The 19,945-nt window shown below is 44.8% G+C and carries 14 protein-coding genes; 11 read left to right on the top strand and 3 right to left on the bottom strand.

What is annotated here, in order from left to right; all coding sequences use genetic code 11:
• The first annotated feature begins 277 nt into the window (after positions 1-277).
• Entirely contained in the window at positions 278-1,480 is a 1,203-nt protein-coding gene (locus tag R7044_RS04680) for a Bcr/CflA family multidrug efflux MFS transporter (protein ID WP_017820848.1), read from the top strand.
• A complete protein-coding gene (locus tag R7044_RS04685; protein WP_005378053.1) occupies positions 1,480-2,142 on the top strand; it encodes a DUF2913 family protein in 663 nt (220 codons plus the stop codon). The genes R7044_RS04680 and R7044_RS04685 overlap by 1 nt, the downstream gene beginning before the upstream one ends.
• Positions 2,143-2,172: 30 nt before the next feature.
• Here the strand turns inward: R7044_RS04685 and R7044_RS04690 are convergent, their stop codons facing one another.
• Complete coding sequence (locus R7044_RS04690; protein ID WP_017634881.1) at positions 2,173-3,624, bottom strand: DUF2867 domain-containing protein; 1,452 nt, start codon at positions 3,622-3,624, stop codon at positions 2,173-2,175.
• A gap of 94 nt (positions 3,625-3,718) precedes the next feature.
• Between R7044_RS04690 and R7044_RS04695 the strand changes: the two genes are divergently transcribed.
• The 8 genes from R7044_RS04695 to fabV all read left to right on the top strand — a co-directional run bounded on the left by R7044_RS04695 (position 3,719) and on the right by fabV (position 16,078).
• Entirely contained in the window at positions 3,719-5,095 is a 1,377-nt protein-coding gene (locus R7044_RS04695; RefSeq protein WP_225455379.1) for an MATE family efflux transporter, read from the top strand.
• A 187-nt stretch (positions 5,096-5,282) separates the two neighbouring features.
• Complete coding sequence (locus R7044_RS04700; protein WP_005378040.1) at positions 5,283-5,954, top strand: ABC transporter ATP-binding protein; 672 nt, start codon at positions 5,283-5,285, stop codon at positions 5,952-5,954.
• Positions 5,935-8,388, top strand: a complete 2,454-nt coding sequence (locus tag R7044_RS04705; RefSeq protein ID WP_205390814.1) for an ABC transporter permease — start codon at positions 5,935-5,937, stop codon at positions 8,386-8,388. Before R7044_RS04700 ends, R7044_RS04705 begins: the two co-directional genes overlap by 20 nt.
• On the top strand, positions 8,388-9,512 hold the full coding sequence (locus R7044_RS04710; RefSeq protein WP_205390815.1) for a lipocalin-like domain-containing protein: 1,125 nt from the start codon (positions 8,388-8,390) through the stop codon (positions 9,510-9,512). The genes R7044_RS04705 and R7044_RS04710 overlap by 1 nt, the downstream gene beginning before the upstream one ends.
• A 330-nt stretch (positions 9,513-9,842) precedes the next feature.
• On the top strand, positions 9,843-10,994 hold the full coding sequence (gene nhaA / locus R7044_RS04715) for a Na+/H+ antiporter NhaA (RefSeq protein WP_005378034.1): 1,152 nt from the start codon (positions 9,843-9,845) through the stop codon (positions 10,992-10,994).
• A 717-nt stretch (positions 10,995-11,711) separates the two neighbouring features.
• The gene (locus R7044_RS04720) at positions 11,712-12,347 is read left to right on the top strand and encodes a TetR/AcrR family transcriptional regulator (protein WP_005378033.1); all 636 of its coding nucleotides are present in this window, start codon (positions 11,712-11,714) and stop codon (positions 12,345-12,347) included.
• A 71-nt stretch (positions 12,348-12,418) separates the two neighbouring features.
• Positions 12,419-14,701 carry an acyl-CoA dehydrogenase gene (locus tag R7044_RS04725; RefSeq protein WP_225455380.1) on the top strand — a complete coding sequence of 761 codons (2,283 nt, stop codon included), beginning with the start codon at positions 12,419-12,421 and terminating at the stop codon, positions 14,699-14,701.
• A 174-nt stretch (positions 14,702-14,875) separates the two neighbouring features.
• On the top strand, positions 14,876-16,078 hold the full coding sequence (fabV, locus tag R7044_RS04730) for an enoyl-ACP reductase FabV (RefSeq protein WP_005388648.1): 1,203 nt from the start codon (positions 14,876-14,878) through the stop codon (positions 16,076-16,078).
• Positions 16,079-16,151: 73 nt separating this feature from the next.
• Here fabV and R7044_RS04735 read toward each other — a convergent pair whose 3' ends face one another.
• Complete coding sequence (locus R7044_RS04735; RefSeq protein WP_005378028.1) at positions 16,152-17,834, bottom strand: aspartate:alanine antiporter; 1,683 nt, start codon at positions 17,832-17,834, stop codon at positions 16,152-16,154.
• A gap of 175 nt (positions 17,835-18,009) precedes the next feature.
• Positions 18,010-18,276 carry a GrxA family glutaredoxin gene (locus R7044_RS04740; protein WP_005378026.1) on the bottom strand — a complete coding sequence of 89 codons (267 nt, stop codon included), beginning with the start codon at positions 18,274-18,276 and terminating at the stop codon, positions 18,010-18,012.
• Between the two features lie 377 nt (positions 18,277-18,653).
• On the opposite strand from R7044_RS04740, the gene R7044_RS04745 reads away from it, so the two are divergent.
• Complete coding sequence (locus R7044_RS04745) at positions 18,654-19,898, top strand: iron-containing alcohol dehydrogenase (protein WP_017820842.1); 1,245 nt, start codon at positions 18,654-18,656, stop codon at positions 19,896-19,898.
• Positions 19,899-19,945: the final 47 nt, after the last annotated feature.

Here is a 19,945-nt window from a genome sequence, read left to right on the forward strand (position 1 = left end):
TTATTGCAAAGCCTTCGGCTACGGTGAATGGAATGATGGTGTCAACGCCATCATTTTTACTGCATTGTGTTTGTTTCCCATAAACACATTTCGCTTTCACATGCTTTTCTATGTCGAGTTCGTCAAGGTCACACCTTGGTACATATTTGCCCTTATGATTCTCGAACGTTGGATAGAACAGGTTTTTGGCTTCTACATTCAGCGATATGAGAACTGTCCGTTATTTTCACTTTGTTCTGCAAGTATTGACGGTAGGGCTCCAACAAGAGGTAAAAGAATGACAGAAAAAGCTCAAAGTGCTCCGCAATCCCAAATCAGTTTTCTATTGTTTCTGGTACTAGGAGCGATTGGTGCTTTGACGCCTTTGGCGATCGATATGTATTTGCCTGCGATGCCGACAATTGCGAAAGATTTGGGGGTCGCGCCTGGCGCGGTTCAGATTACGTTGACGGCTTATACCGCGGGTTTTGCGATCGGCCAGTTAATTCACGGGCCGCTCGCCGATAGTTTTGGCCGTAGACCTGTGTTGATTTTAGGCGTACTTTTCTTCGGCTTGGCTGCCGTTGTGAGTGCGACAACAAATGGCATTGATGCGCTGACCTATGTACGTACGGCACAAGGTTTTGCTGGCGCGGCAGCGGCGGTCATTATCCAAGCCGTCGTGCGTGACATGTTTGACCGTGAAGACTTTGCACGCGCAATGTCCTTCGTTACTCTGGTCATTACTATTGCGCCGTTGGTGGCACCGATGATCGGTGGCCATCTCGCGATTTGGTTTGGTTGGCGTTCCATTTTTTGGGTACTAGCTATTTTCGCTGTAGTTGTGATTTTTCTCGTACTTTGGAAAATCCCTGAAACGTTACAGCCTGAAAATCGTCAGCCTCTTCGTTTCCGCACGACGCTGAGAAACTACGCCAGATTATGCTCCAATCCTGAAGCGATCGGTTTGATGCTCTCAGGTGCGTTTTCATTTTCCGGAATGTTTGCATTTTTGACGGCGGGTTCGTTTGTTTATATTGATTTATATGGTGTTCGACCAGACCACTTTGGTTACCTATTTGGTTTGAACATTGTGGCGATGATCATCATGACCAGTATTAATGGTCGCTTGGTGAAGAAAGTTGGTTCCCATGCCATGCTTCGTTTTGGGTTGTTCGTGCAACTTTTGGCGGGGATTGGTTTATTCGTAAGTTGGTTAATGGACTTCGGATTATGGGGCATTGTGCCTTTTGTTGTGCTGTTTATCGGTACATTGTCGACGATAGGTAGTAACGCGATGGCGCTGCTTTTAAGTGGTTACCCATCAATGGCGGGTACGGCGTCGTCTCTAGCGGGGACATTAAGATTCGGTATCGGTTCATTGGTTGGTGCGCTGGTGGCATCACTGCCCGGAAATGTTGCTTGGCCGATGATCATCGTGATGTTTGCTTGTTCTGTGCTTTCAGCACTGTTTTATTGGACTTTAGGAAGAAAGGCGTAATGTCGAATTACACCAAAGAAATTCAAAACTTGGTTAACTCAGCACTTGAAGAGTTAGATCAAGAGCATCGCTCAGGTAAGTTAGCCAATGCCCCTGTTGCGAATAACCATTATTTAGTGCGTTGGGTAACAAAGGCGCTAAAATCACAACGTTTCGGACGTACGGTAGGCGATGACTTAACGCGTTGGCAAAAAGCAGGTCGCTCAAAGGGGAACGATGCTGGTTTGTTGTTTATCTTCAAGCGTATTTCTGCTTTTTATGCGCAATTCTTCCCTGAAGGTGAAGACTCCAAAGTGTTCAAAGATTCAGATATTGAGTCTTTTCTTGATTTGATGGAGCAAGCAGGCTGGGAAGTCTCAACATCTGAGCAACTGATTGGGTGCGGCAAAGTACAAATCTTCACTGAAGGTCAAAACTCTTTAGCGTTATGTGCAGACCAATGCGAAAGCTGTTTTGATGGCGAGTTGCTCGTAAAGCCAATGAGTTGGTTTGTGCGTGGCAATCATGCTGAGTTTGTTGAGAAAGCAGCGCAAGCGGGCTTTATGGTTCATAAGGTAACAGACTACAAATCGATGGTGAAATACCATGGCGAGTACCTTATTTTTCCAGCAAACGAAGGCAACCAGTTAGCCGAAATTCCACTCTCGTTCAAAGCTGACTAAAGTGACATTTTGAGTGTTTAGAAGCCCCTGTTATTGGGGCTTTTTGTTTTCTAAACGGTTTGCTTCTTTCGCGATGGCTTTGACCATGCCTTTAAATATGAAAAGATGGGCTGGCATCATTGCAAACCAATAAAGCAGCCCAAGAAACCCTTGCGGGTGCCACCAGGCGGTAATATCCAGCTCTCGTTCGTCACCGAGATCTTTGATGGTAATTTCTAAACGCCCAAGGCCTGGGCCTTTCATACCAAAAAACAGTGAAAGAAACTGATTATTATCGCAGCGAATCACTTTCCAAGAGTCAATAAAATCACCGACTTTAAGCTCTGGTCCAGGAGGAGAAACGCGAATCGGTTTTCCGCCACCAAAAAAGATATCGAGCCATTCACGTGTACGCCACAAGATGTTGGCAAAGTAATAGCCTTTTTCGCGACTCCCGATCTTTTGCGCCACTTTCCATAATGCCGCAGCGGAGGCATGAGTTTTAATGCTCGCTCCAGCTTGTTTTGGGTAATAGCCATATCCTGGTTGCCATCGACGAAGCGCTGCGGGTTCAAACCCCCAGACATTACTGCGTACAAATGTGCCTTCATCTTGAATGGTATCAGTTACCGCTTGCTCGTAGCTGATCAGCGTTTGAGGAAATCGTTCTTCAATCGCTTTGGAGTTTGCAATGTAGTCGTGCTCTAAGCCCGCAAGTAATGCTTTACCGATACTAGTTGGCACTGAGGTAACTAAACCTAGCCAGTACGATGCCATTTTCGGAGTAAGTAGCGGGGTCGACCACAGTCGATACGGCTTGTTCGTGATTCGGCAAATGACTTTGAACTGTTCGCGGTAGCTAAGTGTATCTGGCCCACCAACTTCATAAATTTGACTTTCTTCTGGAGAGGGGGCTTCTGCTAACTTCAACAAATAGTGGTTGAGATTGGGCAAGGCAATAGGGTTCGCTTTTGAGTCGACCCATTTAGGCGCTATCAAAATAGGTAAGTTGTAGACAAAGTCACGCATGATTTCGAAAGCGGCAGAGCCGGGGCCGATGATAACGCCAGCACGCAATTCAGTTACTGGAACACCAGACTGTCGAATTATTTTTCCCGTGGCTTTACGAGCGGCTAAATGGCGAGAGTTTCCGGTTTGAGGTTGAATGGCACTCAAATATACAACATGCTCGACGGAGCTTTGTTCCAACGCATATTTGAAGTTCAAAGCAAGGTTTAGTTCGTACTCAACAAAGTCATCACCTTGAGCCATCCCGTGCACGAGAAAAAAGACTAAATCAAAATCGTTCACTACAGCCTTCGTGGTCTCTGCGTCAGCCAAGTCGAGATACCTTAACGTTAAATTAGGGTGAGGCTGAGTTCTTGACTCTAAATAATCAATATGTCGCGCCGCTGCTGTGACGGCGTAACCTTTATCTAAAAGTAACGGAAGAAGTTGAGAGCCAATGTAACCCGAGGCGCCTAGCACCAACACCTTTTTCATTATCTGTCCTTTTATCGTTGGTGGAATAAACACCACAGAGTATAATCATGAGACACTTTCCCCATTCTATCAATAAGTTGTCGTTGGAGCGCTTGTGACTTTTCTTTCTCAACTCTCAATACACGCAGATAAAGCATTCTTACGTCGTTTATTTGCAATCGCGTTACCAATTACACTGCAAAGCATGATGTTTTCAAGCCGAAGCCTCGTCGATGTTCTTATGCTTGGTCAACTTGGTGAAGCAGAAATTGCCGCTGTTGGAGTTGCTGCGCGCGCGACTTTCGTCACCACCATCATGTTAGTTGGGGTGACAACGGGCGGTGCGTTGTTAACCGCTCAATATTGGGGGGCTGGCGATAAAGTTGGGGTGCGTCGCAGTACCGCTTTAACATGGATGATCGCAATGATGTTTGCTGCGATTGCTGTTGCTTTGTTTGTTGTTTTTCCACAGCCCATCATGAGTTTGACTACCGATTCACAAGAAGTGATTGAGCTAGGGGCCAGCTATCTCATTATTTCGTCGGTTAGCATGTTTGCTGTTGCATGTGTGGCCAGTATGTCGGTGGGCCTAAGGGCGATGCACCAACCAGGCTTAAGCACTTTTTTTAGTGGTATAGGCATTTTATCTAATGTGTTTCTTAACTGGGTTTTAATTTTTGGTCAATTAGGCTTTCCTGCTCTGGGTATTACGGGAGCAGCGATAGCAACGGTAATCAGTGGCGCGATCGAAGTAGGTTGCCTGTTTGGTTATCTATGGTTGAAAAAACACATAATCGCATTTGGTTGGGATGATATACGCGCAGGATTGGTCTTCGATAAAATTACGCGTTTCTTGAGCCTCTCTTTGCCAACCACATTTAACTTCTTGGCGTGGGCTGGTGGGCTGTTTGCTTATCACGCCATCATGGGGCAAGCAGGCGTACAAGGTTTGGCGGCACTTTCCGTAATGACACCTGTTGAGTCGATCGCATTGGCGATGATGATTGGCTTATCGAATGCGGCTGCAGTTCTAGTCGGGAACCAGCTCGGCGCTCGTAATTTTGAACCCGTTTATTATCAAGCATGGGCTACGGTCATTTTGAATGTGCTTATCGCATTTGTGGTCGCCATCTTGTTGATAGTGTCAAATCAATGGATCCTTAATGCGTTTAGTGCACTGACAACAGACACTCGCGAGCTAGCTGAACAGTTTATGGTGATTCTTGCGTTGGGTGTCGTGCTACGCTCGGTGCCGATGATGGCGATTGTTGGTGTATTACGCGCGGGCGGTGATGTTAAGTTTTGTTTGTATCAAGACATCTTGGCGCAGTGGGTGATCGGGATTCCACTCGCAGCATTTGCAGCGATTTATCTCAATTGGGATCCACAATGGGTTTACTTACTCTTTTTGACGGAAGAAGTTGTGAAGTGGGCGATTTGCTTGCCAAGAATGGTTAGCCGAAAATGGATGAAAAACCTGATTGGCCAGTAAGGAGGAACAGAGTTTATTTTGGCTGCAAAAATCTGCTCAAAACGTCAACAAAATTAGAAACAGAAAGTGAATCGAGTTGCATTTGTACTTCCATAGTGTGATCAAGCATTCAAAATACTTTCTACTAACAGGATTTTAGTGTAGATTCTGATCCCAATTTTTAAACACCATCCGAGCGGCATAATCAATGTTAAAACTGTCAGACCTATGTAAAGGCTATGTAGACGGGGGAGAGTTTCACCCTGTATTACAAGGGGCAGAATTAACATTGCAGCAAGGCGACCAAGTTGCTCTGATGGGAGAAAGTGGTTCGGGTAAAAGTACTCTGCTGAATTTAATCGCCGGATTAGATACTGCTGACTCTGGTGAAGTGCAGTTTCCAAATTTTGCTATGCATGAAGCACCGGAGCATTTAAGAACCCTTTATCGCCGCAACAATATTGGTAATATCTTCCAACAATTCAACCTGCTTCCTACACTTAATATTGCCGACAATATTCGTTTTTGTCGTCAGTTAAAAGGTCTGCCGGAAGATAAAGAGTTGTGGCGTCAAATTCTTTCTGCTTTGGACTTAATGCCATTGCTAGGACGTTATCCGGAAGAGGCGTCTGGTGGTCAGCAACAACGTGCGGCGATTGCTCGCGCCCTTTATATGGAACCCAAAATCCTGCTTGCTGATGAGCCAACTGGTAGCCTAGACGAGCGAAACGCAGAAGCAGTAATGCGCTTATTAACGAGTCTCGCTCGCCAATTGGAGTGTACTTTGCTGTTAGTGACGCACAGTGAAAAAGTGGCCGCCCATATGGAAGGAAAGATTCGACTTCAAGGAGGGCAGCTACATGTTATGGCCCGTAGTTAAGGCACTACTCGGTCATTACCGTCGTTACCCTCTACAAATTATTCTTGTCTGGCTGGGATTAACTTTAGGCGTGTCCCTCCTTGTTGGTGTTACTTCTATCAACCAGCATGCAAAACAAAGTTATGCAACTGGGGAAAAACTTTTCTCTAATCCTTTGCCATACCGAATCCGAACGAAGCACTCTGCCAATAAAATTCCTCAAGGTTTCTATATTCAGTTACGTCGAGCTGGGTTTAACCAATGTGCACCGTTTGACGTGCTTCATCTAGATGCCAAGACCGATATGAGCCTGATGTTGGTGGGGATAGATCCTGTCGCGATGATCCCACTACAACAAGGAAAATCGCTAGGTGAGATGCCGGTTTTATCACTAATGAAGCCTCCTTATCCTATTCTCGTTAGTCAAGATTTGGCCGCTTACATGGGTTGGCAAGATGGGGACTTCATTGAGATGAATGACGGAAGCCGTCTTGGGCCTATTCAAGTAGATAAGGACAAGATGCTTTCGGGTACTCGGCTGGTTACTGATATATCGTTGTTGCGTATGCTCAAGCGGAGCTCAGGTTTGTCTGCGATTTCTTGTGGTGAAATGCCAGAGGAAAAGCTGATAGCACTGAAAAACATGCTGCCAAACGGAATGACGCTCGTTAGGAATACGCGTACTGAGCTTGAGTCGCTAACTAACGCATTCCATATGAATCTCACCGCGATGGGAATGCTGTCGTTTTTGGTCGGGTTGTTTATTTTTTATCAAGCGATGTCTCTGTCTTTCATCCAGCGACAACGTTTGGTCGGTATTTTGAGACAGACTGGTGTTAACGGAACACAGTTAGCGCAAGCCTTATTGCTAGAGTTGTCTTTGCTCGTCTTTATTGCGTGGGCGTGTGGTAACTTTTTTGGCTTGATCTTAGCGAATGAACTTATCCCAGCAGTGTCTTCGAGCCTGAGTGATTTGTATGATGCCAACGTAGGTTTAACCATAGGATGGTCATGGCAATCTAGCTTATATAGCCTAATCATGGCAGCGATGGGTGCGTTGATATCGTGTCTGTGGCCATTAATCCGTTTGTTGAAGTCACAACCAATCCGCCTTTCTTCTCGACTGTCGCTAATGCGATTTGCTGGAAGAGAGTTCTCTTGGCAGGCGCTTGCGGCATGTGCGTTTTGTGTCGCTGCAATAGCGGTATATCAGGCGCCGAAAACACAAGAAACCGGCTTTGCTATTATTGCGCTGATGTTGGTTAGTGTGGCGTTGTTTATGCCATTTATTATGTGGCATATGTTCCAAAGTTTTTCTTATACCATGCGATGGGTTCGTGTCCGTTGGTTTTTTGCTGATGCAGCAGCCAGCATGAGCTATCGCGGTGTGGCTACGATGGCGTTTATGTTAGCGCTGGCGGCAAACATTGGTGTAGAAACAATGGTCGGAAGCTTTCGAGATACAACCGATAAGTGGCTAAATCAGCGATTAGCGGCTGATGTGTACATCTATCCGACCAACAATTCAGCCGCTAGGATGAGCGCATGGCTCCAGAATCAGCCAGAGGTGAACTCGGTTTGGTGGCGCTGGGAAAAAGATATGCCGACCGAGCATGGTGCTCTGCAAGTTGTGAGTACGGGCTCTTCTGAAGGTGAGTTAGACTCACTTACCGTCAAGTTAGGTGTCCCAAATTACTGGTATCAACTGCACGCTACCAAGAGCTTAATGGTCAGTGAGTCGATGGCCTTGAGGCTGGATATCCGCCCTGGCGATTTCATTAACTTGCAAGAACCGCTTGGTGGTGATTGGCAAGTCGTAGGCGTTTACTACGATTATGGAAACCCATATAACCAGGTGATGATGTCGCACCGGAATTGGCTGTATGCATTTGCAGGTACGGGTAATGTTGGTCTTGGCGTAGTATTAAAAGATAACGTCAATGGAGAAGGGCTGAAAAATCGCTTAGAGAATGTATTCCGTCTCCCGCAAGATCGTGTGTTTGATAACGGTAATATTTATAGCCAAGCAATGAGAGTGTTTGATCATACCTTTGCGATAGCAGGAACCTTGGGCAATATCACGCTGATTATTGCCGTGTTTGGTTTATTCTTTGCAACGTTGGCAGGAGAACTTTCACGGCAGCGGCATTTTTCCTTATTAAGGTGCATGGGTGTGTCCGGAAAAGAACTTGTCGTATTAGGTGGTTTGCAGCTATTCGTCTTCGGAGCCATTTCTGCGATTATTGCAGTGCCGCTCGGCTTGGCGCTCGCACATTTGATCGTTGATATTATCATTAAGCAATCATTTGGCTGGTCTCTAGAGCTTCAAACGATTCCATGGGAGTATGCTCAAACCATTGCTTGGGCGATGCTTGCCATTATGGTTGCTGGCGCATTGCCAGTTATTAGAATGATCAAAAGTACACCGATGAAGTCATTAAGGGACGCGTTGTAATGAAAAAAATGGGCTCTAAAAAACGCTTGTTGGTTTCAACGCTCATTGTTGTTACGTTCGCGTTTCTGACTGGGGCTGCTTTTTACTCAACTTTTTGGTTAGAGGCGACAGCAACACGAGAAAGCGAACTTGATTCTATCTTAACGCGTGAAAATCAAACGATTTTCGAGCCTGTACTACCTAATGAGCATGTCTCTTTACCCTCAGACTTTCGCTTTCATCCCGAGTATCAGCATGAATGGTGGCACTACTTTGCGAAATTAAAAGATGAGCAAGGCAAGATCTACAATGTTCAATGGAGCTATTTCAGGGTTGCGACGGACGAGCGAGAAACCAGCGGTTGGCAGAACCCTCAATTGTACATTTCACATGTTGTCGTCAGTCATGGTTCGCATGTATGGAAAGAGCAACGGGTAGCTAGAGGCGGGATAGGCCAAGCTGGTATGATCAATCGTCCTTTCAGGTTATGGATTGATAATTGGACTTGGCGATCACTCGGTGCGACGCCTTTCCCGGGCAACTTGAATGTGAATACTGATACGTTTGGACTTGAGCTCAATACCATGACAAGCGGCCCCTTTGTGGTGAATGGAGACAAAGGCTTCCAAGTTAAACATGCGTTGCAATCTGTTGCTTCTTTCAGCTTCAGTGCTCCATTTTTAAAAGTAAAAGGCAGCTTAAGCTTAAATGGTAAGCGATTCTTAGTGACGGGTTCTGCTTGGGCGCAAAAAGAGTGGGGCAGCGGCTTAATTGGTGAGGGGCAACAAGGCTGGGATTGGTTTGTTTTCAATTTAGATGATGGTCGAGCATTAACTGTTAGCCGTTATCGTCACCATGGGCAAACACCGCACGTGTTTGGCACGTTGTCGACACGCTCAGGTAAAGTCATCAACCTCTCAGACGATGATATCAGTATCAAGCCAATGCAAGTGACCAGTTTATCCAATGGAAGAAGGTTACCTTTGCAGTGGATTATCAATATTCCGAAGCATCAAATTAATTTGACTACCCGCATTATCAAGTCAGATATGTGGCTACCCTTTGTAATACCTTACTGGGAAGGGCCTACTTTAGCCTCCGGCTCCAATGAGGCTTGGGGCTTTATGCAGCTGACAGGCTATTGAGTTGTGAAGAAAACCACCCCCTACGGGTGGTTTTTTAGTGCGCGAAGCTTCCTAGCTTTTTCTCAAAAGTACGGGGTTATCATGATGGTACAAGCCGTGTTATGCTGATTTTCTCATCATCTTGATAAATATTTGGTGCGACAAAAACAAATACGATCTCCGATCAAAATTGAGTGTCATGTTGGAAAATACGATGTATAGTAAACTTAACATCGAAAAAACCGAAGTTTATACTCTGAAGAAGCGATTATTCTAAAGTTTTCGACAGCTATACACTCTTATCACTCTTTGTTAATCGTTTATTAAGATAATAAATATAAGGACGAAACCATGAACGATGTCATTCGTGACTTTTTCAAAATGGAATCAGCAGGTGGTATTCTTCTCGTAATTGCAGCGGCAATTGCGATGACCATTGCTAACTCACCGCTGGGCGAAACTTATCAATCTGTACTGCATACTTATGTATTCGGTATGTCAGTTTCTCACTGGATTAATGATGGCCTAATGGCTGTTTTTTTCTTACTTATTGGCCTTGAAGTGAAGCGAGAGCTACTTGAAGGAGCGCTAAAATCAAAAGAAACCGCAATTTTCCCTGCGATTGCAGCGGTTGGTGGTATGTTAGCCCCTGCTCTTATTTACGTTGCGTTTAATGCTAACGACCCAGAGGCGGTTTCTGGCTGGGCCATCCCAGCTGCGACGGATATTGCATTTGCTCTAGGTATCATGGCGCTACTAGGTAAGCGCGTACCAGTAAGCCTTAAAGTGTTTTTGTTAGCTCTCGCTATCATCGACGATTTAGGCGTGGTTGTTATTATTGCACTGTTTTACACAGGTGATCTTTCTAGCATGGCGCTGCTTGTTGGCTTCATCATGACTGGTGTCCTGTTCATGTTGAATGCGAAGGAAGTAACGAAACTGACGCCATACATGATAGTCGGCGCGATCTTATGGTTTGCGGTACTTAAATCTGGTGTTCACGCAACACTTGCAGGCGTAGTGATCGGCTTTGCTATTCCTCTTAAGGGTAAACAGGGCGAACATTCTCCACTTAAGCACATGGAGCACGCACTTCATCCATACGTGGCATTTGGTATCTTACCTCTATTCGCATTTGCAAATGCGGGGATTTCGCTAGAAGGCGTATCGATGTCAGGCCTAACTTCAATGCTGCCATTAGGTATTGCTTTGGGGCTACTGGTTGGTAAGCCTCTAGGTATCTTCACCTTTAGTTGGGCAGCTGTGAAAATGGGTGTAGCTAAGTTACCGGAAGGCATTAACTTCAAGCATATCTTTGCGGTCTCTGTGTTGTGTGGTATCGGTTTTACAATGTCTATATTCATTTCCTCTTTAGCGTTTGGAAATGTAAGCCCTGAGTTTGATACCTATGCTCGACTCGGTATCTTAATGGGCTCGACGACAGCCGCGTTACTTGGCTACGCGTTACTGCACTTTTCTTTGCCTAAGAAAGCGCAAGCGTAAGATACACACTGTTTAGTAAAGCCTCCCATTCGGGAGGCTTTTTTATGTCTGCAGATCGGCACATCAACTACTTCAGGATGGTTACTTTTGTGACCAACTAAGGTCTAGCTTATGGAGTTGGGGCAAATCATCGAAAGAGGCGCTTGGCAAATCTATAGGCGAAAAAAAGCCCAGCCGAAAATTTGACTGGGCGGATACAAACATAGGAGTTAATAAGAAAAAAGCAGCAACGTAACAATTAGATGGAAACAAGTTTGACGGCCAGTGAAACTTCAAATGCCCTAACTGTTACGTATATTCAGACCGAGCCTTTTCCAAACAGTTCCATTTTTTTTCAAAAAATTTCTACTTAATGCTTTCTAGCTTCTTACACACCCGAAAGTAATAGAAAAATCGAGATGGATTACCAACTTGGCGAAGTTACTAACTTCTGTGTTTCTCATTTTATCTCCCCTAGAACCGAAGATGTATTTCATACTCTCGTCGCTCACTCCAAGCCGCCAAGGCTATTGTTAGCATTTCAATTGCGATGGACTGAGAAGTTTGATCGTTTTCTTCTGACAAGCTTCACTGGAGTATTCGATTGAATTTCAAAAGATTAGATCACACCTTTTACTGTCTGGTCAGACCAATTGGTTAAAGTGTGATGTTAATCATTTGTTAATCTTAAGTTTCGGGAGTATATTTTCAAACAGTTGTTTAATACGAGTGATTAAAATGGCCCCGAGAACATCAACAAAAGAAAAAATACTCGATGTCGCAGAAGGACTCTTTGCTGAACATGGCTTTAATGATACTTCGCTAAGAACGATAACAGGTAAAGCTAACGTTAACTTAGCATCGGTAAACTATCACTTTGGCGATAAAAAAACGCTGGTTAGAGCGGTTTTAGATAGGTATTTAGAAGCACTAATGCCGAGCATTAAGACTTCATTAATTGAGCTAAACACGCGCGATAGCTACAACATGGACGATGTCTTTGAGTCATTGCGATTACCTTTACGTACATTAAATGATGTACGCCCAAATGGTACTGCGCTATTTATGTTGTTAATTGGCCGCGGTTATACAGACGTTCAAGGTCATCTGCGCTGGTTCATTACCACCAGATACGAAGAGGTACTGAACCTTTTCACTTTCTCGATAATGAAGGCGAACCCGGAACTATGTGAAGAACAGTTGTTTTGGCGACTGCACTTCACGTTAGGAACCTGTGTATTTACGATGGCTTCAAGCCAAGCTCTTTCGGAGCTGGCAGAAAGTAAGTTTGAAAAGGAAGTCGATGTGAAATCTGTCGTCGATTTACTGATTCCATATTTGTCAGCAGGAATGTCAGCAAAGCAGTTGGCATAAGACAAATAAGAAAGTTAAACCAATAATAAGATTATACCCCGAGCGGTTACGTGAACAAAAGGATCTGAACTATGAGCTCTCTACGAAGAAAATGGATTAGTGACCCGGCTTTTAAAGTGTTCAAAAAAGTATTGCCACCTCTGTCTAGCACCGAGAAAGAGGCGATGGAAGCGGGTAGTGTATGGTGGGATGCCGAACTATTCTCAGGCAAGCCAAACTTCACAACATTGCATCATTATCCAACGCCTACACTGACGGCAGAAGAGCAGTCATTTATGGATAATGAGCTTGAAACCCTGCTAGAAATGCTTGATGACCAGAAGATTGTCAAAGAAGACAGGGATTTACCGCCTGAAGTATGGGAGTACCTACGTAAAGAGCGATTTTTCTCTTTGATCATCTCGAAAGCATATGGTGGTCGTGAATTTTCCGCTTTGGCGAACTCAACCATTGTTTCTCGTATTGCGACTCGAAGTATCAGTACCGCGGTATCGGTAATGGTACCGAACTCTCTTGGCCCTGGTGAGCTGCTATCGCACTATGGTACGCAAGAGCAAAAAGATTACTGGTTGCCTCGTTTAGCTGATGGTACAGACATCCCTTGTTTCGCCCTAACTGGCCCTGAAGCGGGTTCTGATGCAGGTGGCATACCTGATCAAGGCGTGGTTTGTTACGGCACCCATGAAGGCAAAGAAGTGCTTGGCGTGCGAGTTAGTTGGAATAAACGCTACATCACGCTTGCGCCAGTTGCGACAGTGCTCGGGTTAGCATTTAAACTGCAGGATCCTGAAGGGCTACTTGGAGACAAGAAAGAGGTTGGCATTACATGTGCGTTGATTCCCGCTGACCATGAAGGTGTCGAGATAGGCGAACGCCATGATCCTCTGGGGTCTGCGTTTATGAATGGTCCTACTCGTGGTGAAGATGTCTTCATCCCTATGGACTGGTTGATCGGTGGCGCTGATTATGCAGGTAAAGGTTGGCGTATGCTGGTTGAGTGTCTTTCTGCTGGTCGCGGTATCTCTCTCCCTGCGCTTGGCACAGCGATTGGTCACCTTACTACACGTACAACAGGTGCTTATGCTTACGTGCGTAAACAGTTTGGAATGTCGATCGGTAAGTTTGAAGGTGTTGCAGAAGCAATGGGGCGCATTGGTGGTCTTACTTACCTACTAGAAGCGACGCGTACGCTAACGACGACTTCTCTCGATATGAAAGAAAAACCTGGGATTGTAACCGCGATTGCCAAGTACCACATGACGGAAATCGCGCGTACCATTCTAAATGATTCGTTTGATATCCATGCGGGTCGTGCGATTCAAGATGGTCCAATGAACTATCTTGCTAAACATTACCTTGGTATCCCGGTTGCTATCACTGTTGAAGGCGCGAATATTCTGACTCGTAACCTGATGATTTTTGGTCAAGGTGCGACTCGATGTCACCCATATGTTCTAAAAGAAATGGAAGCTGCGGCGAACCCAGATTCTGAACAAGGTGCGAAAGAATTTGACAACTTACTCTTTAAACACATCAAGCACGCTCTCGGTAATACATTCGGTGCATTTGGTGCAGCACTAACTGGTTCTCGATTTGTTAACGCGCACATGAGTGGCCCAACCCAGCAATACTACAAAGACATTACTCGTCTCAGTCGTGCACTTGCAGTAAGTGCAGACTTTGCGATGTTAACCTTAGGTGGAGACTTGAAGCGTAAAGAAATGCTCTCCGCACGTTTGGGTGATGGATTAAGCTATCTATATATGGCATCTGCTGCCTTGAAAAAGTATGAAGATGAAGGCCGTCAACAAGGCGATCTAGACTTCGTTCATTACGCTGTTCAACACTGTTTGTATAACGCTTCTAAGTCATTAAATGAGGCTTACACCAACTTCCCTGTGAAATACGTTGGCGGTGTGCTTAAGGGGCTATTGTTCCCGCTTGGTAATCATTTCAATAAGCCAAGTGATGAGCTGTGTGTGAATTTGGCTGAAGCGATGATGACGCCAGGTGCGCAACGTGATCGACTTACGCATCTTTGTTACATCGGAAAATCAGAGAATGACAGCGTAGGCTTAATGGAGAATGCATTCCTTGCAATGTACGACATTAAACCTTTGGAGCGTAAACTTATGAAGGCTGCGAAGGATGGTAAAGTGGCTCGTAAAGGTCTGCTGCATGACCGTTTGCAGCAAGCATTTGAAGCAGGCGTGTTAACTGAGCAAGAAATTGATCAAATCATGGCTGCAGATAAATTGCGCTACAAGGCGATTCAAGTTGACCACTTTAGTCATGACTTTTCTGAAGTGCGAACTCATAGCCCAAAAAAGTCGCAGTTGAATCCGGCGGCATAATAGACAACTAATGTTAAGAAAAGCACCTCAATGAGGTGCTTTTTTGTATTCTTGGGGAGTGGATGATGGGATAGTGCTCCAACCACTTGCCTTTTAAGAGCATTTTTACAGAAATTAGATGCGAAATCCCAACGAAACTTTTATCCTAACAAGGTTTTTTAAAGGAAGTTGAATATGATCATCAAACCTAGAATTCGTGGATTTATCTGTACTACAACGCACCCTGTTGGTTGTGAAGCTAACGTAAAAGAACAAATTGCGTACACCAAAGCGCAAGGTCCAATCAAAAACGCACCTAAGCGTGTTCTTGTTGTTGGTGCATCAAGTGGCTACGGTCTATCTTCTCGTATCGCTGCGGCATTTGGTGGCGGTGCATCAACTATCGGTGTTTTCTTCGAAAAAGAAGGTACTGAGAAGAAACCAGGTACAGCAGGTTTTTACAATGCAGCTGCTTTTGAAAAGCTAGCGCGTGAAGAAGGTCTGTACGCAAAAAGCTTAAACGGCGACGCTTTCTCAAATGAAGCGAAACAGAAAACTATCGAGCTGATCAAAGAAGACTTAGGTCAAATCGATATGGTGGTTTACTCACTGGCATCTCCAGTACGTAAAATGCCAGAAACTGGTGAATTAGTTCGTTCATCTCTTAAACCTATCGGTGAAACTTACACATCAACGGCTGTTGATACCAACAAAGATGTGATCATCGAAGCTAGCGTTGAGCCTGCAACAGAAGAAGAAATCAAAGACACTGTCACGGTAATGGGCGGTGAAGATTGGGAACTTTGGATCAATGCGTTGTCTGATGCTGGTGTTCTTGCTGAAGGTTGTAAGACCGTCGCGTACAGCTACATTGGTACTGAGCTAACTTGGCCAATTTATTGGGATGGTGCACTAGGTAAAGCAAAAATGGACCTAGACCGTGCAGCGAAAGCGCTAAACGACAAGTTAGCAGCAACAGGCGGCAGTGCCAATGTTGCGGTACTTAAATCTGTTGTAACTCAGGCGAGTTCTGCAATTCCTGTTATGCCACTGTACATCGCAATGGTATTCAAGAAAATGCGCGAAGAAGGTGTACACGAAGGCTGTATGGAACAAATCTACCGTATGTTCAGCCAACGTTTATACAAAGAAGACGGTAGCGCGGCAGAAGTTGATGAGATGAACCGCCTACGTCTGGATGACTGGGAACTTCGTGACGACATTCAGCAGCACTGTCGTGAGCTATGGCCTCAAATTACGACTGAGAACCTAAAAGAGCTGACTGACTACGTTGAGTACAAAGAAGAGTTCTTGAAACTATTTGGTTTCGGCGTTGAAGGCGTAGATTACGAAGCGGATGTGAATCCAGCAGTTGAAGCAGACTTCATTCAAATCTAATCACAGACTAGATAACCAATAAACAAAAGGCGCTCATTGAGCGCCTTTTTGTATTTCATAGCCAAAGTGAGTATTAACTTAGTATTATCAGTATCGTACCAGCTAGCGTCATTAAAATATTCGCAATCGCATAGGTACCCGCATAACCAAGGGCTGGGATGGTGGACTTAGCGTAGTCGTTAACGACATCCATAGCTGGAGCGCAAGTACGGGCGCCAATAATGGCACCGAAGAGCAGGGCACGGTTCATCTTGAGTACGTGTGCGCCAACTAAGTAAGCCAGAACCACAGGCACAACACTGACAATAAATGCCAAACCAATGACTTTTGGTCCTACTTGCGTTAGGTGCTCGAACATCTTTCCACCTGCACTTAGACCAATTCCCACCATAAAGAACATTAACCCTAGATCTTTGACCATATTCAGCGCCCCTTGTGGGACATAACCGAAAGTAGGGTGATTTGCTCGTAAGAAACCAAGCGTAATACCGGACAACAGAAGACCCACCGCATTACCCAAACTGAAAGACACCTGACCGAACGTCATTGTGATGAGGCCAAACAGAATACCCAAAATAAAGAAGCTACAAAAAGCGAGCAAATCGGCCATTTGACTGTGGATCGAGATGAAACCGATTTTTTCCGCCAGTCCATGTACTCGGCTTTTCTCGCCGCTCACTTGAAGGACGTCCCCTTTAGCGAGCACAATGTCTAAGTCCATAGGCATTTCAATCTGAGCGCGAACTACGCGGTTTAAGAAACAGCCAAACTCAGACAAATTCAAATCCGATAAACGTTTACCAGCGATAGCGTCACTTTTTACGACGATTTCTTCTTCAACGATGCGCAAATCAAGCAAGTTACGGTCGAATACTTCTTTACCATTACGGAAGCTAGGGTCTAAGCGAGCATGGCTGTCAGGGAAGCCAACCAGTGCAATTTCATCTCCCTCTTGCAAGATAGCATCACCATCTGGGTGGGCGAGAATACCATTGCGACGGATTCGTTCAATGTAACAGCCAGTTTGACGATAAATACCCAGTTCTCGCAAGTTTTTACCATCAGTCCAGTCAATTAGCTCTGGGCCCACTCGGTAAGCTCGAATAATGGGTAAATACACTTTTCTCTGGCTTGAATTTCCAAGGCCACGCTCTTGTGCGATTTGCTGCGCGGAATCAGAAAGGTTTTGTTTTTGCAGTTTTGGCAACAATTTAGCAAACATGATCATGCTAATTAAGCCGACCAGATAAGCCATCGCGTAGCCTACGGATAGATTTTCTAATACCAGAGAAAATTCCATATTCCGCGGTATAGTCGCAAGGCCAGAGTTAAGAGCATCTTGTGCACCAACCAGTACTGGCGTTGCGGTCAATGCGCCTGCCATCATACCGGCGGATAAGCCAAAATCGAGGCCGAAATAGTGACTCAAGCCATACGTTAAGCTGACCGCAGACACGAGAACAGTCATGCTTAAAATAAAATAATGCTTACCATCTCTGAAGAATATACCAAAAAAGTTTGGTCCAGCTTCAATGCCAACGCAGTAGATAAACAGCATAAAGCCAATGGTTAAAGCTTCTGCATTAAATGAGAAACCAAGGTGGCCCATTACCAAAGAGGTAATAAGAACGCCAATAGAGTTGCCTAATTGTAATTTGCCAAATCGAATTTTTCCGATGGCAAGGCCAATGGCTAATACGACGAAGATTAGAAGGATAGGGTTTTGCTCGAGAAGGTATACGACGTCTATGTTCACTGTGTGGCTCGGTAGAGTGTGTGCCAAAAAAGATTAAGAACTGTGAATTGTAACTAAATATAGCAAAAAGATAAGTGAATTTTTTTAGGTTTTACCATTAGTTGACTTAACGTAATAACCAGCTGAAAAATAATAAAAAAGCCGCATGAAGCGGCTTTTTTGAAAACAGTCTTTATTACTCGTCAAATAGACCTAGGTGCTCTTTCGCGTATGCTTCGAACTCGTCGCAGCCACCGATGTGCTCTTGGTCGATAAAGATCTGAGGAACGGTTTCAACTGGTTTACCAACTGTTTTCTCAAGATCTGCTTTAGAAATACCTTCAGCGTGAATATCAACGTAACGGTAGTTGAAGTCATCACGTTTTGCTTTTAGCGTTTCTGCGTGCTCTTTTGCACGAACACAGAAAGGACATGCAGGGCGACCAAAGATAACAACGAACATAATCTTATTTCTCCTAAATCTATTCTTTTTTGAAAGCGTATAAAACATAGCGGCTGAGTGCGCTTTCTTTTGTTGGAGTAACTATGCCCGATCCAGATACGGAAATAAAGCGGCAATTACCTCTTGGTTCTATAGGTGAAATCTATCGAATAAAAACTAAACGCACGTGCTTATTTTACGACTCTGAAGTATGTGAAGTGACGCATAAAAAACATACATTCTAAAGGGTTAATGATGGCAAGGTGGAATTGGTCAATTTTTTTTGTTTAAAAAAATAGCAATCTATTTTGGCTATACGCAAATAACTTCAACTCTTACGTAAGTGTTAAATCAGAGGGCGAGAGGTTATTTGGGTATATTCTTTTGGGAGGGTGTGTATGTTTCAGTTTATGACTGCAACAAGGATTATATTTGGTGAAGGTGCGCTTCAATCTTCATTATCCGTTATTAACCAATTTGGCTACAGTGTTTTGCTGGTTACTGGGCAGGATACCCAACGAGCCGCCCCCATTATCCAATATCTTAAAGCTCAAAATATGCGTTACCAGCACGTAGCTATCGTTGGTGAACCATACATCACGATGGTAGAAGAGACCGCAGTGCTCGGTAGAAAATTCCAACCTGATATGGTGGTTGCGATAGGTGGTGGCAGCGTCATCGATATGGGCAAAGCCTTAGCTGCCATTATTCCCAATCAAGGCAATGTTTACGATTACGTAGAAGTGGTAGGAAGAAGCGTCCCTTTAAAAGCAAAGCCTCTTCATTTTATTGCAATTCCTACGACAGCAAGCACCGGTTCAGAAGTGACCAGAAATGCTGTGCTGAAATCTGGACAAGATAAAGTGAAAGTGAGTCTTCGAAGCCCTGATATGCTCGCAGACGTTGCCATTGTAGACCCGACACTTACTTACGGGACCGACCAATACACATCTGGACGTGGCGCAATGGATGCGTTCACTCATTTAATGGAAGCGTATGTGTGTGGTGAGCCAAACCCTCTTACTGATATGGTCTGCGAAGAGGGGCTACGCCGTTTAAGCCGTTCAGTGATTGCCGCTTGTAAGCAAGATAATCATAAGGCGCGCTCTGATTTATCGTTCGCTGCATTGCTTGGTGGTATGGCGATTACTAATGCCAAATTAGGTGCCGCTCATGGGTTAGCATCGGCGTTAGGAGGCAAGTTAGACGCCCCCCATAGCGTTATTACGGCTCGCCTAGCTCCGCACGTAATGCAGGAGAACATTAACGCCGCTAAACTCGCGGGTAGGAATGATGTGATAAGTCGTTATCGCAAGCTGGCCCAATTAGTCACTGAGCGAGTAAATGCTAACGAACACGATGGAATTCTTTGGGTAAATATGGTGCTAGATAAGTTAGCGTTACCGCTACTGGCTCAATTTGGAGTATGCCAAACCTCTTTTGAGCAAGTGGCGAATGATGCGCTTAAATCAATGGCAATCAAAGGGAATCCTTTACCTCTTAATCAGGAACGTTTGATACACATATTGCAGCAAGTCTGTGATTGTAGCGGAGAGTGCGCAGCTGAGAGTGCACAACATGTCAGTTCTGTTGAAGTACTGGAATCAAGAACGGACTTATCGAGTGTCAACGACTTAGGGTGATTGCTCCCTTAGCAGCATTAAAACAAAAGGGGAGCCTTGAGCTCCCC

The sequence above is a fragment of the Vibrio sp. 1402 genome (assembly GCF_033340275.1).

What these genes read in the sequence shown, in the direction of transcription:
- R7044_RS04680 (WP_017820848.1), top strand. Translation starts at nt 278, where the DNA reads ATGACAGAAAAAGCTCAAAGTGCTCCGCAATCCCAAATCAGTTTTCTA.
- R7044_RS04685 (WP_005378053.1), top strand. Translation starts at nt 1,480, where the DNA reads ATGTCGAATTACACCAAAGAAATTCAAAACTTGGTTAACTCAGCACTT.
- R7044_RS04690 (WP_017634881.1), bottom strand. Translation starts at nt 3,624, where the DNA reads ATGAAAAAGGTGTTGGTGCTAGGCGCCTCGGGTTACATTGGCTCTCAA.
- R7044_RS04700 (WP_005378040.1), top strand. Translation starts at nt 5,283, where the DNA reads ATGTTAAAACTGTCAGACCTATGTAAAGGCTATGTAGACGGGGGAGAG.
- R7044_RS04705 (WP_205390814.1), top strand. Translation starts at nt 5,935, where the DNA reads ATGTTATGGCCCGTAGTTAAGGCACTACTCGGTCATTACCGTCGTTAC.
- R7044_RS04710 (WP_205390815.1), top strand. Translation starts at nt 8,388, where the DNA reads ATGAAAAAAATGGGCTCTAAAAAACGCTTGTTGGTTTCAACGCTCATT.
- nhaA (WP_005378034.1), top strand. Translation starts at nt 9,843, where the DNA reads ATGAACGATGTCATTCGTGACTTTTTCAAAATGGAATCAGCAGGTGGT.
- R7044_RS04720 (WP_005378033.1), top strand. Translation starts at nt 11,712, where the DNA reads ATGGCCCCGAGAACATCAACAAAAGAAAAAATACTCGATGTCGCAGAA.
- R7044_RS04725 (WP_225455380.1), top strand. Translation starts at nt 12,419, where the DNA reads ATGAGCTCTCTACGAAGAAAATGGATTAGTGACCCGGCTTTTAAAGTG.
- fabV (WP_005388648.1), top strand. Translation starts at nt 14,876, where the DNA reads ATGATCATCAAACCTAGAATTCGTGGATTTATCTGTACTACAACGCAC.
- R7044_RS04740 (WP_005378026.1), bottom strand. Translation starts at nt 18,276, where the DNA reads ATGTTCGTTGTTATCTTTGGTCGCCCTGCATGTCCTTTCTGTGTTCGT.
- R7044_RS04745 (WP_017820842.1), top strand. Translation starts at nt 18,654, where the DNA reads ATGTTTCAGTTTATGACTGCAACAAGGATTATATTTGGTGAAGGTGCG.